A 15,376-nucleotide genomic window follows, 5' to 3' on the forward strand; every position below is an offset into this window, starting at 1 on the left:
ATATTATAGTTTTTAAAATATGTATTAGAGGTGAAAGATTGATATGAAACGTATTGGAGTTCTAACAAGTGGTGGAGATTCTCCGGGTATGAACGCTGCTGTTCGTGCTGTAGTAAGAAAAGCGTTATATGAAGGTATGGAAGTTTATGGAATCAATTATGGATTTGCAGGCTTAGTAGCTGGAGACATTCGAAAATTGACTCGTAGAGACGTAGGAGATATCATTCAAAGAGGGGGAACTTTCTTATATTCAGCAAGATATCCTCAATTCGCAACTGAAGAGGGGCAGTTGAAAGGAATCGAGCAATTGAACCGTTTCGGTATTGAAGGTTTAGTAGTTGTCGGTGGAGATGGTTCTTACCGTGGAGCATATGCTTTAACTAAGCGCGGCTATCCATGTATTGGTCTTCCTGGAACGATTGATAATGATATTCCTGGAACAGATTATACTATCGGATTTGATACAGCAATTAATACAGTGCTAGATGCATTAGATAGAATTAGAGACACAGCTACTTCTCATGTCAGAACATTTGTTATTGAAGTTATGGGTAGAGATGCTGGAGATATTGCTTTATGGGCAGGTGTAGCAAGCGGTGCTGAACAGATTATTATTCCAGAAAAAGGATTTGATATCACTGGAGTAGCAGATAATATTCGTGAAGGTAGAGAAAAAGGTAAAAAACATACGATTATTGTGCTAGCTGAAGGTGTAATGGATGGAAAAGAGTTTGCAGAAAAATTAGATGCAATCGATAATTTCCACGTCCGTGTAACTGTTCTTGGTCACGTACAACGTGGAGGATCTCCTACAGCAAGAGATCGTGTGTTAGCAAGTCAGTTTGGTGCAGGGGCTGTAGAGTATCTTAAAGCTGATAAGGGTGGATTATGTTTGGGACTTCGAAATGAAAAAATCGTAGCGCATGATATTGTAGATACATTAGATAATATGAAGCACAAGCCGAATTTAGATTTGTACAAACTTAATAAAGAAATATCAAGTTAAGAATATCTTTTATTTTTAAAGCTGAATCTTAACTTGATAAGGTGAACAGGAAAGTTCTTTATACTATCTAAAAACATAAACGAAAGTGGGAGTTATTTTTTATGAAAAAGACAAAAATTGTTTGTACCATCGGACCTGCAAGTGAATCGGTAGAAACCTTAACGAAATTAATGGAAGCTGGAATGAACGTTGCACGTTTGAACTTTTCACATGGAGATCATGCTGAACACTTACAACGTATTAAAAACATTCGCGAAGCAGCCGAAAAAACAAATAAACTAATTGCGATCATGTTAGATACTAAAGGTCCTGAAATCAGAACACATAACATGGTAGACGGTAAAATTGAAATCGTAAAAGGTAGCACCATTCGTATCTCAATGACTGAAGTTGAAGGAACTACTGAGAAATTTTCAGTGACTTATGCAGATTTGATTAATGATGTAAATCCCGGATCAAGTATTTTACTAGACGATGGTTTAATCAACTTGCAAGTGACAGATATCGATCATGATAAAGGGGAAATTATTACTACAGCACTTAATACTGGTGACCTTAAAAATAAAAAAGGGGTTAACGTACCTGGTGTTTCTGTAAATCTTCCTGGTTTGACTGAAAAAGACAGAAATGATATTAATTTTGGATTAGAAAATAATATAGATTATATTGCTGCTTCTTTTGTACGTCGTCCATCTGATGTTCTTGAAATTACAGAAGTTTTAGAAAAAGCTGGAAAAACTCACGTACAAATTATTCCTAAAATTGAAAACCAAGAAGGTGTAGATAACCTTGAGGAAATCATTAAAATAGCTGATGGTTTAATGGTTGCTCGTGGAGATTTAGGGGTGGAAATTCCAGCTGAAGAAGTACCAATTGTTCAAAAACAAATGATTCGTATATGTAATGCCGCTGGAAAACCAGTTATTACAGCTACTCAGATGTTAGATTCGATGCAAGTTAATCCGCGTCCAACACGTGCAGAAGCTTCCGATGTTGCAAATGCAATTTTTGATGGAACTGATGCAATTATGTTATCAGGAGAAACAGCTGCCGGAGACTATCCTGTAGAAGCTGTTCAAACAATGTATAATATAGCGATGCGCACTGAAGCTGCTTTAGTAGGACAAGATGCATATGCACTTAAATCTTATGATCAGGGAGATATGACTGAAGCGATTGGACAAGCAGTTGGACATACTGCTCGTAACTTGAAAATCAATACAATAGTAGCAGCAACTGAATCTGGACATACTGCTCGTATGATTTCTAAATTCCGTCCAAAAGCTGATATTCTAGCAGTAACTTTCTCAGAAGAGACAGCACGTGGATTATCTCTTCAATGGGGCGTTATTCCAACAATCGCTGAAAAACCTACATCAACAGATGACATGTTTAATTTAGCAACTCAAACTACTATGGAAAAAGGCTATGCTAAAGAAGGCGACTTGATTATTATTACTGCTGGAGTTCCTGTCGGAGAACGTGGAACAACTAATGTAATGAAAATTCAATTAATCGGTTCTAAATTAGTCAGTGGACAAGGCGTTGGTTCAGAATCTGTTATTGGTAAAGCAATTGTAGCTTCTTCAGCCGATGAAGCAAATGATAAAGCGGTTGAAGGTGGCATTTTAGTTGTTCAAAATACAGACAAGGATTATTTGCCAGCAATTGAAAAATCTGCTGCTATTGTCGTAGAGCAAGGTGGATTAACTTCCCATGCTGCAGTGATTGGAATAGCAATGGGTATTCCAGTAGTTGTGTCAGCAGAAAACGCAACTGAACTAATCGTACAAGACGAATTAATTACAGTAGATGCTCGTCGAGGTATTATTTACCGTGGAGCAACTACAGCAATTTAATTTAACTTAAACCATAATTTGAGTGGGTTAAGTTTTGTAGTAATGAATTTGACGATGAGATAATATAAATCTTGGAATAAGTTGAATTTCAGATAGTCATGATTTATCTGAGATAGTAACAATAACTTTCTCTAAGATTATATCTCATCGTTTTTCTTTTAAAGTTCATAATTACTATAAAAAAAGGAGTGAGAATAAATGAATACGGGTAAAGTAATAACGGGTATGGTGACGGATAAGAATAATAAAGTGACATTTGTTCAAAATAATGGAATAACTTACCAAGTAGTATCAGAAAATTCAATCGATTTAACATTAGGACAAACGATCGAAGGCTTTGCCTATACTGACAAAGAGGGCAATCAATTATTTTCTTTGGAAATTCCTGAAGTCAGAGTTGGAAATTTTGGTTGGGGAGATGTTATAGATGTTAAACGTAGTTTGGGTGTTTTTGTAAATGTAAACTGGAAAAATAAAGACTTGGTTATTTCATTAGATGATCTTCCAAATGAAGGACATTTGTGGCCGAAAAAAGGTGATAGACTATATGTTACTGTAGTGGTTGATGAAAAAGATCGTATGTGGGGTAAACTAGCTGAAGAAGAAGATTTTTATGCGGTTTCTAAGCCTGGATTAAAAGAATCGCATAATCTGAATGTAAGTGGACATACATTTAGAATGAAAAAAAGTGGAACCTATTTTTATACGGAAGATAATTATGTTGGCTTTATTCATCCATCAGAACGGGAAAGAGAACCAAGATTGGGTGAGTTAGTCAATGGACGTATAATAGGGTTGAGAGAAGATGGCGTATATTATGTATCGATGATGCCAAGAGCTCATGAAGTATTAGATGATGATGCAGCAATGTTACTTGAAGTATTAAGACGATCTCCAGATCAGAAGTTTGAGTATAATGATAAAAGTGATCCACAATCCATCAAAAATCATTTTGGCATCAGTAAAGGACAGTTCAAGCGTGCGCTAGGTCGGTTACTGAAACAGAACCTGATTGAACAAGATGCTACAGGAACTAAGTTAATAAAAGAAAGTCAAACAGATAATGCTTAGTTTTATAGCGGAAGGTTGTATCTTAAGCTTTTCTAGATTATACTGATTATAATTAATTGGACGTTTTGAAAATAGATTATAATCGTTTTTATTCTAAGGGGACAGCTATGGAAAAAACAGATACTACTATCCAAAAAGTTAAACAGAAAATTTATAAAGCAGGTTATAAGTTAACCTCTCAAAGAGAAGATATTTTAAGGGTTTTACTTGATAATGAACACTTAAGTGCAGAAGAAATATATTTGAAAGTTAAAAGTGAAAATTCAGGTATAGGATTAGCAACTGTTTATCGCACTCTCGAATTGTTAAGTGAATTAAACATTATAAATAAAATTGCCTTTCAAGATGGCATTTCTCGGTATGATGTAAATGATAATGATCGTCAGCATCAGCATCATTATCTGTTGTGTTTGAATTGCGGGAAAATTGATGAAGTTGAAAAAGATATGCTTATAGATGTGGAAAAAGAAGTAGAAAAAAGCTATCACTTTAAAATAAAAGATCACCGACTGACTTTTCATGGTCTGTGCAAGAAATGTATTGAAGAGGCTGATGATCAAAACAAGGGGTAATGTACTGTGTCAGTAGAATTAAAAAAAGAAGCATTAGAAGAATATCTGATTTTTTTAAAGATCGAAAGAGGACTATCTAAAAATTCTATTGAAAGTTATCAACGAGACCTGAATCAGTATATTACCTATTTGGATCAAGAAAAAATTAATTCATGGGATGAAATTAATCGATATATTATTTTGAATTTTTTGGAAAATCAGAAAAACGGACTCAAGTCTGATAATTCTCTTATTCGAATGATATCAAGCTTAAGAAGATTTCATCAGTTTTTAAAACAGGAGAATTTATCTAAAGAAGATCCTATGCTCTATATTGAGACACCTAAAAAAGCTCAGACGCTTCCAAAAGTAATCTCTACAAATCAAATTGATATCTTATTATCAATACCTGATACATCTAATAAGATTGGGATAAGAGATCGGGCAATATTGGAGGTTATGTACGCTACGGGAATAAGAATTTCAGAGTTAGTAAATTTGAAGCTAGAGGAACTACATCTTTCAATGAAGTTGATTCAAACGATTGGTAAAGGAGACAAAGAAAGAATCTTGCCGATCGGGGAACAAGGAATCAGATGGGTAGAATATTACTTAGAGTATAGCAGACCGAAATTAGAAATGAAATCAGCACAGACTTCTCCTTTTGTTTTTTTGAATTTAAGAGGAACACAACTCAGCAGGCAAGGTGTCTGGAAGAAAATTAAAAAGATGGTCCAACAAGCAGGTATAAAGCAAAATGTTACCCCACATACTTTAAGACACTCCTTCGCTACTCATTTGTTAGAGAATGGAGCGGATCTTAGAGTAGTACAGGAACTATTAGGACATTCAGATATCTCAACTACACAGATATACACACACATTACTAAACACCGCTTAAAGGAAGTTTATGATACTTATCATCCTAGAGCGTAACATATTTTCATTTAATTAATCAGCTAAAAACAAAAATTATCATTGGAGGAATTAACATGAGTTATGAACGTATTCATTTAATCGTTATGGATTCAGTAGGTATCGGAGAAGCGCCAGATGCAAAGGAATTTAACGATGAGGGTGCCCACACATTAGGTCACATTGCTGAAAATACTGAATTGGATCTGCCTAATCTCAAAACTTTAGGATTAGGAAATATTGATAAGATTAAAGGTGTTGAAGCAACTCCTACGAGTATTGGATACCATACTAAGCTGGAAGAAAAATCAGTCGGTAAAGACACAATGACTGGTCATTGGGAACTAATGGGTCTTCATATAAAAACACCTTTCAGAGTATTTCCAAATGGGTTTCCTGAAGAACTGATTCAGCAAATTGAAAAGCATACAGGGAGAAAAATTGTTGCGAATAAACCAGCTTCTGGGACAGCTATCATTGATGAATATGGCGAACATCAGATGAAAACAGGTGATTTAATCGTTTATACGTCTGCTGATCCTGTTCTTCAGATTGCAGCACATGAAGATATAATTCCTCTAGAAGAATTATATGAGATTTGTGAATACGTAAGAGAAATAACAAAAGATGATCCGTATATGATTGGTCGAATCATCGCACGACCTTATATTGGAGAGCCAGGGAATTTCACTAGAACAAGTAATCGACATGACTATGCTCTTAGCCCTTTTGGACATACAGTCTTAGATTCTCTTAAAGAAGACGGAAAAGATGTCATAGCGGTTGGGAAAATTGATGATATCTTTAATAGCCAAGGAATCACTGAAATGGTTCGTACGAAATCTAACATGGATGGAGTAGATCAGCTGCTTGAAGTCATGAAAAAAAATTTTAATGGATTGAGCTTTACTAACCTTGTAGATTTTGATGCACTATATGGTCACCGAAGAGATGTTAATGGATATGCTAAAGCTTTAGAAGAATTCGATGCAAGAATTCCGGAGATACTAAGTATGCTTGAAGAAGATGACTTATTGATCATAACAGCAGACCACGGAAATGATCCAACTCATCCTGGTACCGATCATACAAGAGAATTTGTACCAGTATTGTTTTATTCACCTAGTATGAAAAGCAATGGAGCTTTACCACAAGGATACTTTGCCGATATCAGTGCTACAATCGCAGATAATTTTAATGTTAAAAGTACCGGATTTGGTACAAGTATCTTATCAGATTTAAAGTAATGGTATAAAGTATCAATTAAAGGAGAATATAGATATGAATAGAGAGTATTTAGATAGTATTGGAAAAGCTGCTGTTTATCTTAAGAGTAAAGGAATTGATAAGCCAACTGTTGGTCTGATTTTAGGATCAGGTCTTGGAGAACTGGCTGACGAAGCGGCAAATCAAATTGCAATTCCTTATGAAGAAATTCCCGGATTTCCAGTTTCCACAGTGGAAGGTCATGCAGGCCAACTTGTTTACGGAGAACTAGGTGGGAAAATGGTTTTAGCAATGCAAGGAAGATTCCATTTTTATGAAGGATATTCACTTCAGGCGGTTACTTTCCCTGTTAGAGTCATGAAAGCTTTAGGTGTAGAAACATTAGTCGTAACAAATGCTGCTGGCGGAGTCAATATTTCCTTTAATCCAGGAGATCTTATGATTATTACAGACCATATTAACTTCACTGGGGCAAATCCATTAATAGGAAAAAATGAATCTACTCTAGGACCAAGATTCACTGATATGACGGCAGCTTATGATAATGAATACCAGAAATTGATCAAAGAATGTGCTAAAGAAAGTGATTTAGCTATTAAAGAAGGGGTTTACTTTGGATTGACAGGTCCTACTTATGAAACGCCAGCAGAAATTCAGATGATCCGCACACTAGGTGGAGATGCTGTAGGGATGTCTACAGTTCCTGAAGTTATAGTAGCCAATCATGCTGGATTAAGAGTTGCCGGAATCTCTTGTATCACGAATTATGCTGCAGGAATGCAAAGCAACCTTGATCATGCTGAAGTAGTTGAAGTAACTACAAGAGTAAAAGAGTCATTCAAATCTTTAGTTAAAGACTTTGTTTCAAAAGTCTAATCGAGTATTCGCTAAAATTTAATAATGTAAAAAGATAAAGATGAACACTTTTCATCTTTATCTTTTTTTCAGAAAGTATATTAAATATAGAAACATCAAGGCAATTTGATTTTTACAATAGATATCTGTATTATTGTCATGAGTAATAAATTCATTTACAGGTAATTAAAAACAATTGGATAGCTAATGCTATCATTTATTCAAGACTATGACTAAAGAAATGTAGGTAGTGACAAATGAGCCAATCTGAAAATCAGAATATTCCATATTTTCCGGGAACTATGAAAATAAATGAAAAAAATCATCTTGAAATTGGAGGAGTAGATACTGTCTATTTAGCAGAGAAATATTCAACTCCTTTATATGTTTACGATATGAATTTGATTAAGTCTCGTTTATCTGAGTTTAAAAAGGCTTTTTCTATTTATAGTAAACCTACTCAGGTTGCTTATGCTAGTAAAGCTTTTTCGTCCTTAGCCTTATATCAGATTCTGGCAAAAGAAGGAGTCTCGCTGGATGTGGTTTCAGGAGGAGAGCTTCATCTGGCAATTAAAGCTGGTTTTCCAGCGGCAAAGATTCATTTTCATGGGAATAATAAGTCCCATCAGGAATTAGTAGAAGCATTAAACTATAATATAGGATGTATAGTTATTGATAACTTTACTGAATTAGATATGATCAATCAATTGACAACTTTGCATCAGAAAAATATTAATGTTCTAATTCGAATCACCCCTGGCATTGAAGCCCATACACATGAGTATATTACTACAGGACAAGAAGATTCTAAATTTGGTTTTGATCTAGCTTCTGGACAAGCTGAAAAAGCTATAAAAACAGCTTTGGATTGTGCTTATATCAATGTAATCGGACTTCATGCACATATAGGTTCTCAGATTTTTGAGACTGATGGTTATAAGGCTGTTATAGAAAGGTTAATGCAGCATGCTAAACAGTGGAAAGAACAAACTGACTTTGATTTGAAAGTTCTAAATGTCGGGGGTGGTTTTGGTATAAGATATACAAAAGCAGATGAACCTCTTTCGATTAAAGACTATGCGTTAAGTATTGTTGAAAGTGTCGAAAAAAATTCAGCAGATCTACATTTAGAGTTGCCGGAAATATGGGTAGAACCAGGGCGAAGTATTGTTGGAGAAGCTGGGACAACACTTTATACTATCGGAACAGAAAAAAATATACCGGAAATTAGACGTTATATTTCAGTAGATGGAGGTATGGCGGATAATATTAGACCGGCACTTTATGAAGCAGAATATACTGGTGTTTTAGCTAACAAAGTCTATGCCCAATATGATACAACCGTTTCCATAGCCGGTAAAGCATGTGAAAGCGGAGATATGCTGATTTGGGATTTAGCTTTGCCTGAAGTCGAACAAGGAGACTATCTTGCAGTATTGAGTACTGGAGCGTATGGATATTCTATGGCGAGCAATTATAATAGATTGCCCCGTCCGGCTGTTGTCTTCGTTGAAAATAGACAAGATTTTTTAGCGATTAAAAGAGAATCGTATGACGACTTTATGAGGTTAGAAAATCCTATCGCTGATTCAATTTGAGTTAAAATATGGAGGGAAATGGATGCTTGTAGAATACAAAGCTGACTATCAGAAAATTACAATGGGTCTATTATCTTATGTACCAGATTTGAAAGAAACAAATCGATTAATGAAAGAATTGACTTGGTATGCCCAAGAAGACAATCGCCAGTTATTTTTGTGGAAAAGCCAAGAAACGAACGATTTTGTTGGGGTGCTGGGAATTGAAGTTGAAGAAGAGTTTATTTTAGTTAGACATATCTCGATAAATCCATCTTTCCGAGAAGAAGGACTTGCTCATCGTCTTTTAGATGTATTAGCGGCTAAATATGCTCCTAGGCAGTTAGTAGGAACAATAGAAACGGGCCCACTGATTGCTAAGTGGCACACTGAAAGTTAGCAGATAAAGTAGAGCTTAAGAGGAAAACACTATGACAGAACATTGGCAAGTAAATTTGGAAGTCTTTGAAGGACCGTTAGATCTTCTGCTTCATTTGATTAACAAATATGAAATAGATATTTATGATATTCCGATAGCAAAAATCACAACTCAATATATGGACTATCTTCATGCGATGCAAATCCTGCAGCTTGATGTTGCTGGTGATTATTTAGTAATGGCAGCAACACTAATGTCCATCAAAAGTCAAATGCTGGTTCCCAGAAACGATGGATGGGATGAAGAGAAAGAATTCACTATAGAGGAAGAGGATCCAAGAGAAGAATTAATGGAAATGCTGCTAGAGTACAGGAAGTTTAAAAATGCTGCATCACAATTGGATCATAAACAGTCCGAAAGGGCAGAATTTTTCACAAAAGAGCCAACAGATGTCTCTAAGTATCAAGAACATATCCCTTTGAAAAAAGGCGAGATTGACTTATTGGATTTAATAGATGCATTTCAATCGTTAATTAGAAGAAATGAATTAAAAGAACCAGAGGCTACTATAATAGAACCAGAAGAAGTTACCGTTAATGATAAAATGAAATGGATAGAATCAAAGATAAGGAATAGTCCTGACGCTTCAATAACGTTCCAACATCTTTTTGAATATTATTCAAGTAAGGAAGTTGTGGTAACTTTTCTAGCACTGTTAGAATTGATTAAAGAAAATAAAGTTGATTTCAAACAAGATAAAACTTTTTCAGATATTAAACTAGCCTTTTTAACGTAAAGATTTTTAAGTCAAAAAAAAAGGAGGAGATTGAATGAATGAATTAGCTGTATATGAATCTTTACTATTTGTTGCAGGAGATGAGGGGTTGTCTTTGAAGGAAATGGCTAAATTGACAAACGCTACGACTGATCATGTACTTGTTTCACTGGATAAATTGCTCAATGAATATAATACTAGAAACTCTAGCGCACTTACGATCATTGAAACAGCAAATAAATACAAAATTGTAACTAAAGAAATGTATTCAACTATCGTTAGCGGTTATGCTCAGTCTCCTTTAATGCAAAAGTTAAGCAAGGCATTATTAGAGACGTTGGCTATTATTGCATATAAACAACCTATAACCAGAATGGAAATAGAGGAAATTAGAGGAGTACAGTTAGCAACTGCTCTGCAAAAGTTGAAATTGAGGGACCTTATTAAAGAAGTCGGACGCTTAGAAGCACCTGGCAGACCAGTTTTATATGGAACAACAGACTATTTTTTAGATTATTTTGGGTTAAATGGCTTATCAGAATTACCTGAACTTACGATAGAGGACGAGGTTGAAGAAACCTCACTATTTTTTGAAAACTTTCAACAATCATTAGATTGAAAATAAACGTTTTTAAAACTAAAAATTCTGCGAATTCATTAAGTTACATAAAATAGATTAAAGGAGGGGTCAGATGGATCGTTTACAAAAAGTCATGGCTCATGCAGGAATTGCTTCAAGAAGAAAGTCAGAAAGTATGATAGAAGCAGGCCGAGTTAAGGTTAATGGAAAAGTGATTACTGAATTAGGTTTTCAAGTGAAAAAATCAGATTCAATAGAAGTCGATAGTGTGCCAATCCAGAAAGAAAAATTAGTTTACTTTTTGTTGAATAAACCAAGAGGAGTAGTGTCAACAGCCAGTGATCCAAAGAATAGAGAAACTGTAGTTGATTTGTTACATGAAGTAGAAGAAAGAATCTATCCAGTAGGTAGGTTAGACTATGATACTACAGGTGTTTTACTCTTGACTAATGACGGAGAGCTTGCTAATAAATTAATGCACCCTAAATATTCTGTAGAAAAAACATATCTTGCTAAAGTTAAAGGACGAGTAACAAGAGAGGATATAAGGCAGCTTGAAAAAGGAGTAGTTTTCGATAAAGTTAAATCTGTTCCAGCAAAAGCAAGAATCATTAACTATGACCGAAAGAAAGATTATTCAACAGTAGAATTGATTATTCATGAAGGTAAGAACCATCAAGTAAAAAAAATGATGAAAGCTATCAATCATCCTGTTGAAAAATTAACTAGAACCCAATATGGATTTTTATCAGTAGAAGGTATGCAGTCTGGGGTTTTTAGAGAACTGAAACAGTTTGAAATCAATAAACTATATCAATTAGTAGAAGATGAATAGAAGTTCGCAACTTGTTTATATAGAGGGTATAGAATTTGTCGAATTGAATTAGTGGCACATTCTTTTCATCTTAGTTATAATTGAAGTTAAGCAGCAACAGGAAAGAAAATAACTATACTTGAATTTATTCAATAGTATCACGTTCTAAGGAGTGTCGAATCGTGACGGATGAAATAATGCAGGAAAATGTAGAACAACCAAAAAGACTCTTGGTTGTAGATGATGAAAATCGAATACGTAGATTGCTTAAAATGTACCTTGAAAAAGCTCATTATGAAATTGATGAAGCTGAAAATGGTGAAATAGCTTTAAAACTAGCATTAGAAAATGATTATGACTTGATTCTTTTAGACCTTATGATGCCTGAAATGGATGGAATAGAAGTAGCTGAGGAATTACGAAAAGAGAAAGAAACACCGATTATGATGCTGACAGCTAAAGGTGAAGAACTAAACCGTATCCAAGGGTTTGAAGTAGGAGCTGATGACTATATCGTTAAGCCATTCAGTCCTCGCGAAATTGTTTTGAGAGTTTCTGCAATTTTAAAAAGAAGTCAGGCTAGCGGAGGAAATCCAAGTAAAGCAGCAAGTGTATCAGATACACTCACGCTGCCTCATCTAGAAATTGATAACGATTCTAGAAGAGTCACAGCTGATGGAAAAACTGTGAATCTTACTCCAAAAGAGTATGATTTACTTCATTATTTAATGTCTTCTCCTGATCAGATTTTCGGCAGGGAACAGTTGCTTAGAGAAGTCTGGAAGTATGAATTCTTCGGAGATTTACGTACAGTAGATACACATGTGAAAAGGCTGCGTGAGAAATTGAAAAAAGAATCAAAGACTGCAGCTAAAATGATAGAAACTGTATGGGGGCTTGGCTATAAATTGAATTCTTACCCTCATGAGGAAGAGGAGTAGGTCTAGAGTATGAAGCTAAATATCGTTGCGATTAGAATTTGGCTGACTACTTCTGGACTGATTCTTTTATCCCTAGTTGCCACTTCTTTGTTCTACACTCACTTTTATTCAGAACAGGTCAAAGATAATTACCTAAATGATTATGAAACATTTATTCTTAATGTAGGAGGATTATCAGACAGCGATCCCGCATTTATTTTCAATTACCTGAAAGAAGCTAATGTTATCCATTCAAAAATAAATTTTGCTCTTCGTACAGAAGATCAGTACACTGATGATCAAGGGGAATGGGATGTAGAATTTTCTGAAAGTGTTTACCAGAAAATAATGGATAATCCCGATCTTAGAACTGATTTAAAAGCAAGTGATGAAATTCATATACGATCTGACTTGTCTCCAGGACATCAGAGTAAAATACCTTATATTTTTCATATTGAACATATTAATTTTAATGGCGAGAACTATGCGCTATATGCTTATGTAGATCTATCTTTTATTTCAAATATTGAAAAAATGGTATCGATCGCCATAATTGTACTTATATTGTTTAATATTTTTTTGAGTTATATTTATTATTTATACCTTCGCCGAAATTTATCAGAACCTATTAATGCGATGACTAATATTGCATTTGATTATGCACGAGATGATTTTAGTCATCAATTACCAGTATCAGGCCGGGATGATTTATCAGAACTTGCTATGGCGATGAATAAGATGGGGCACTCGTTGGAAACGAATCGAACTGTAGTAAGACAAGAAAAGGAATTGCTCTCTCATATTATGACAAGTATAGATACAGGAATTCTTTACTATGATTCTGACCAGACATTAATTTTATCAAACCCTGCTGGAGATCTGTTTCTGACACATTATCAAGTAGAAAAAGGGAATTTTTCTGAAAAAGATAACTATGTAGATATTGAGAACAACTTGAAAGAAGCGGTGGAAACTAAGAAATATTCTCAATTTCATATCGAGATGGTCGAGTTTTATTATGAAGTAACCATTATGCCCTTGATCGAAGAGGACACCCTGGATATACGAGGTATATTAGTTTCTACTAAAGATTTGACTCATGAGCATAGATTAGACAAAATGAGAGTTGACTTTATCAGTAACATTTCTCATGAATTGCGTACACCACTTGTAATGGTTCAAGGATATAGCGAAGCTATCATAGATGATATAGCAGAAACAATCGATGAGAAAAAAGAAATGGCTCAGATTATTAGCGATGAGTCACAGCGAATGAATAGAATGGTTAATGAAATGCTGGATCTATCAAGAATGGAAGCCGGGTTTATTGAGATTGAGAAAGATCCAATCAATTTGAATCATTATCTAAATACATTAATTGCTCGATTTAAAAAAATGGCCTCAGAAGTAAGTGTGAATTTGGAACTTGACCTTCCAGAAGATGATATTGTACTGCCGATCGATAAGGATAAAATGGATCAGGTTTTTGTCAATTTAATTAATAATGCTATTAGACATACTGGCATGACTGAAAAAGAATCTAAAAAAGTTACTCTAAGTCTTTTTGAAGACAGTAATTTAGAGGAGATTATCATGCAAGTTAGAGATACCGGCACAGGCATTCCCAAAGAAGATATTCCTTACATTTTTGACCGCTTCTTTAAAGCAGATAAATCCCGTAAAAATTATTCGGACAATGCTTCTGGAACAGGAATTGGTTTATCAGTGGTTCAAAGTATTGTAGAAGCACATGGTGGACGATTAAGCGTTGAATCTAATTTAGGCAGTGGGTCTACTTTCATTATCCATTTACCGATTGATCAAGAAGAAAATCTTGATCAACTAAATAATGACTAGAACTTGACATTTATTAAATATTTTGTATAATAGTATTGTACTACTTGATAGTATAAAAATATGATTCATCTTCAGGGGCAGGGCGTAAATCCCGACCGGTGGTAAAGTCCACGAGCGAAATTTTTATTTTGCTGAACTGGTGTGATTCCAGTACCGACAGTATAGTCTGGTATAAAGAAGATGGAGCTTTTTGACTGATTAAACATGTCTATTTAGCTCTGTTCATTTTCCTGAAGTGGAATTGAACAGAGCTTTTGTATTTCTAGAGTACAAAACAGGTTCAATCTCATTTCATGACAAAGAACGATGAATAGACAAAGAATCAATAAGTTCATTCCCAGAGTGATGAATCCTTCTAGGAGGATTTTCAATGTCAAATATCAAAACACATAAAACTGTAGGGATTGCTATATTAGCTTCACTAGCATGGATTATTTCTATGTTTGCATTTCCTATACTCCCTGCTTCATCATTTTTAAAAATAGATTTCAGTGATTTACCTATCCTTTTTGGTATGTATGTGTATGGTCCAGCAGGTGGTGTCATTATTGCGTTTATCCGCTCTTTATTATCTTTTGTTCAAAAAGGCGGAGAAGCGGGACTACCAATTGGTGATACAGCGCAATTCGTTGCCTCACTTTCGTTTACTCTTCCGATTTATTTAATTATTACTAAATTCGGATTGAAGTTGAAAGAAAAAATTGTTGCATCAACATTGGGTACTATTACATTAAGTATTGTGATGGCACTATTGAACTGGTTTTTCTTAGTACCGGCCTACATGGCTGTAATGGGATTTGAGGTAGGACCTTTATCTGAGTATCTACTTTTAGCAATTGTTCCATTCAATTTAATAAAAGGCACGATTGTTTCCGTCATCTTTTTTGTAGCTTTCCAAAAACTATATCCATGGTTGGAAAAATCCAGAAAAAGATTATATAAAAATCACTCAAGGACTGCTGTTTTAAATAATGATAAATTAATTTAATT

15 protein-coding genes and 1 riboswitch are annotated in these 15,376 nt (G+C 34.7%); all 15 genes read left to right on the forward strand.

The window, feature by feature from the left end; all coding sequences use genetic code 11:
- Positions 1-43: 43 nt before the first annotated feature.
- Complete coding sequence (pfkA, locus tag BKP56_RS08550; RefSeq protein WP_072694678.1) at positions 44-1,006, forward strand: 6-phosphofructokinase; 963 nt, start codon at positions 44-46, stop codon at positions 1,004-1,006.
- A gap of 101 nt (positions 1,007-1,107) precedes the next feature.
- On the forward strand, positions 1,108-2,865 hold the full coding sequence (pyk, locus tag BKP56_RS08555; protein WP_072694679.1) for a pyruvate kinase: 1,758 nt from the start codon (positions 1,108-1,110) through the stop codon (positions 2,863-2,865).
- 198 nt (positions 2,866-3,063) lie between these two features.
- Positions 3,064-3,936 (forward strand): CvfB family protein, encoded by an 873-nt coding sequence (locus tag BKP56_RS08560; RefSeq protein ID WP_072694680.1) that lies wholly within the window; start codon positions 3,064-3,066, stop codon positions 3,934-3,936.
- A 107-nt stretch (positions 3,937-4,043) separates the two neighbouring features.
- Positions 4,044-4,508: a Fur family transcriptional regulator gene (locus BKP56_RS08565; protein ID WP_072694681.1), complete on the forward strand. Its 465-nt coding sequence runs from the start codon at positions 4,044-4,046 to the stop codon at positions 4,506-4,508.
- A 6-nt stretch (positions 4,509-4,514) separates the two neighbouring features.
- Positions 4,515-5,423, forward strand: a complete 909-nt coding sequence (gene xerD / locus BKP56_RS08570; protein ID WP_072694682.1) for a site-specific tyrosine recombinase XerD — start codon at positions 4,515-4,517, stop codon at positions 5,421-5,423.
- A gap of 56 nt (positions 5,424-5,479) precedes the next feature.
- The gene (gene deoB / locus BKP56_RS08575) at positions 5,480-6,649 is read left to right on the forward strand and encodes a phosphopentomutase (RefSeq protein WP_072694683.1); all 1,170 of its coding nucleotides are present in this window, start codon (positions 5,480-5,482) and stop codon (positions 6,647-6,649) included.
- Between the two features lie 34 nt (positions 6,650-6,683).
- Positions 6,684-7,505, forward strand: coding sequence for a purine-nucleoside phosphorylase (locus BKP56_RS08580; RefSeq protein WP_072694684.1), 822 nt, complete (start codon positions 6,684-6,686; stop codon positions 7,503-7,505).
- Positions 7,506-7,741: 236 nt separating this feature from the next.
- On the forward strand, positions 7,742-9,082 hold the full coding sequence (gene lysA / locus BKP56_RS08585; RefSeq protein ID WP_072694685.1) for a diaminopimelate decarboxylase: 1,341 nt from the start codon (positions 7,742-7,744) through the stop codon (positions 9,080-9,082).
- Between the two features lie 22 nt (positions 9,083-9,104).
- Positions 9,105-9,461 carry a GNAT family N-acetyltransferase gene (locus BKP56_RS08590; protein ID WP_072694686.1) on the forward strand — a complete coding sequence of 119 codons (357 nt, stop codon included), beginning with the start codon at positions 9,105-9,107 and terminating at the stop codon, positions 9,459-9,461.
- Between the two features lie 31 nt (positions 9,462-9,492).
- Positions 9,493-10,236, forward strand: a complete 744-nt coding sequence (locus BKP56_RS08595) for a segregation and condensation protein A (protein ID WP_072694687.1) — start codon at positions 9,493-9,495, stop codon at positions 10,234-10,236.
- A 34-nt stretch (positions 10,237-10,270) separates the two neighbouring features.
- Positions 10,271-10,834 carry an SMC-Scp complex subunit ScpB gene (gene scpB, locus BKP56_RS08600; RefSeq protein WP_072694688.1) on the forward strand — a complete coding sequence of 188 codons (564 nt, stop codon included), beginning with the start codon at positions 10,271-10,273 and terminating at the stop codon, positions 10,832-10,834.
- A 73-nt stretch (positions 10,835-10,907) separates the two neighbouring features.
- The gene (locus BKP56_RS08605; RefSeq protein WP_072694689.1) at positions 10,908-11,630 is read left to right on the forward strand and encodes a pseudouridine synthase; all 723 of its coding nucleotides are present in this window, start codon (positions 10,908-10,910) and stop codon (positions 11,628-11,630) included.
- Positions 11,631-11,791: 161 nt separating this feature from the next.
- Complete coding sequence (locus BKP56_RS08610; protein WP_335628748.1) at positions 11,792-12,550, forward strand: response regulator transcription factor; 759 nt, start codon at positions 11,792-11,794, stop codon at positions 12,548-12,550.
- A 9-nt stretch (positions 12,551-12,559) separates the two neighbouring features.
- A complete protein-coding gene (locus tag BKP56_RS08615) occupies positions 12,560-14,386 on the forward strand; it encodes a sensor histidine kinase (protein ID WP_072694690.1) in 1,827 nt (608 codons plus the stop codon).
- A 63-nt stretch (positions 14,387-14,449) separates the two neighbouring features.
- A riboswitch (FMN riboswitch) is annotated at positions 14,450-14,572 on the forward strand.
- A 184-nt stretch (positions 14,573-14,756) separates the two neighbouring features.
- Positions 14,757-15,374 (forward strand): ECF transporter S component, encoded by a 618-nt coding sequence (locus tag BKP56_RS08620; protein ID WP_072694691.1) that lies wholly within the window; start codon positions 14,757-14,759, stop codon positions 15,372-15,374.
- Positions 15,375-15,376: the final 2 nt, after the last annotated feature.

Source organism: Marinilactibacillus sp. 15R, assembly GCF_001895285.1.
Classification (GTDB): domain Bacteria; phylum Bacillota; class Bacilli; order Lactobacillales; family Carnobacteriaceae_A; genus Marinilactibacillus; species Marinilactibacillus piezotolerans.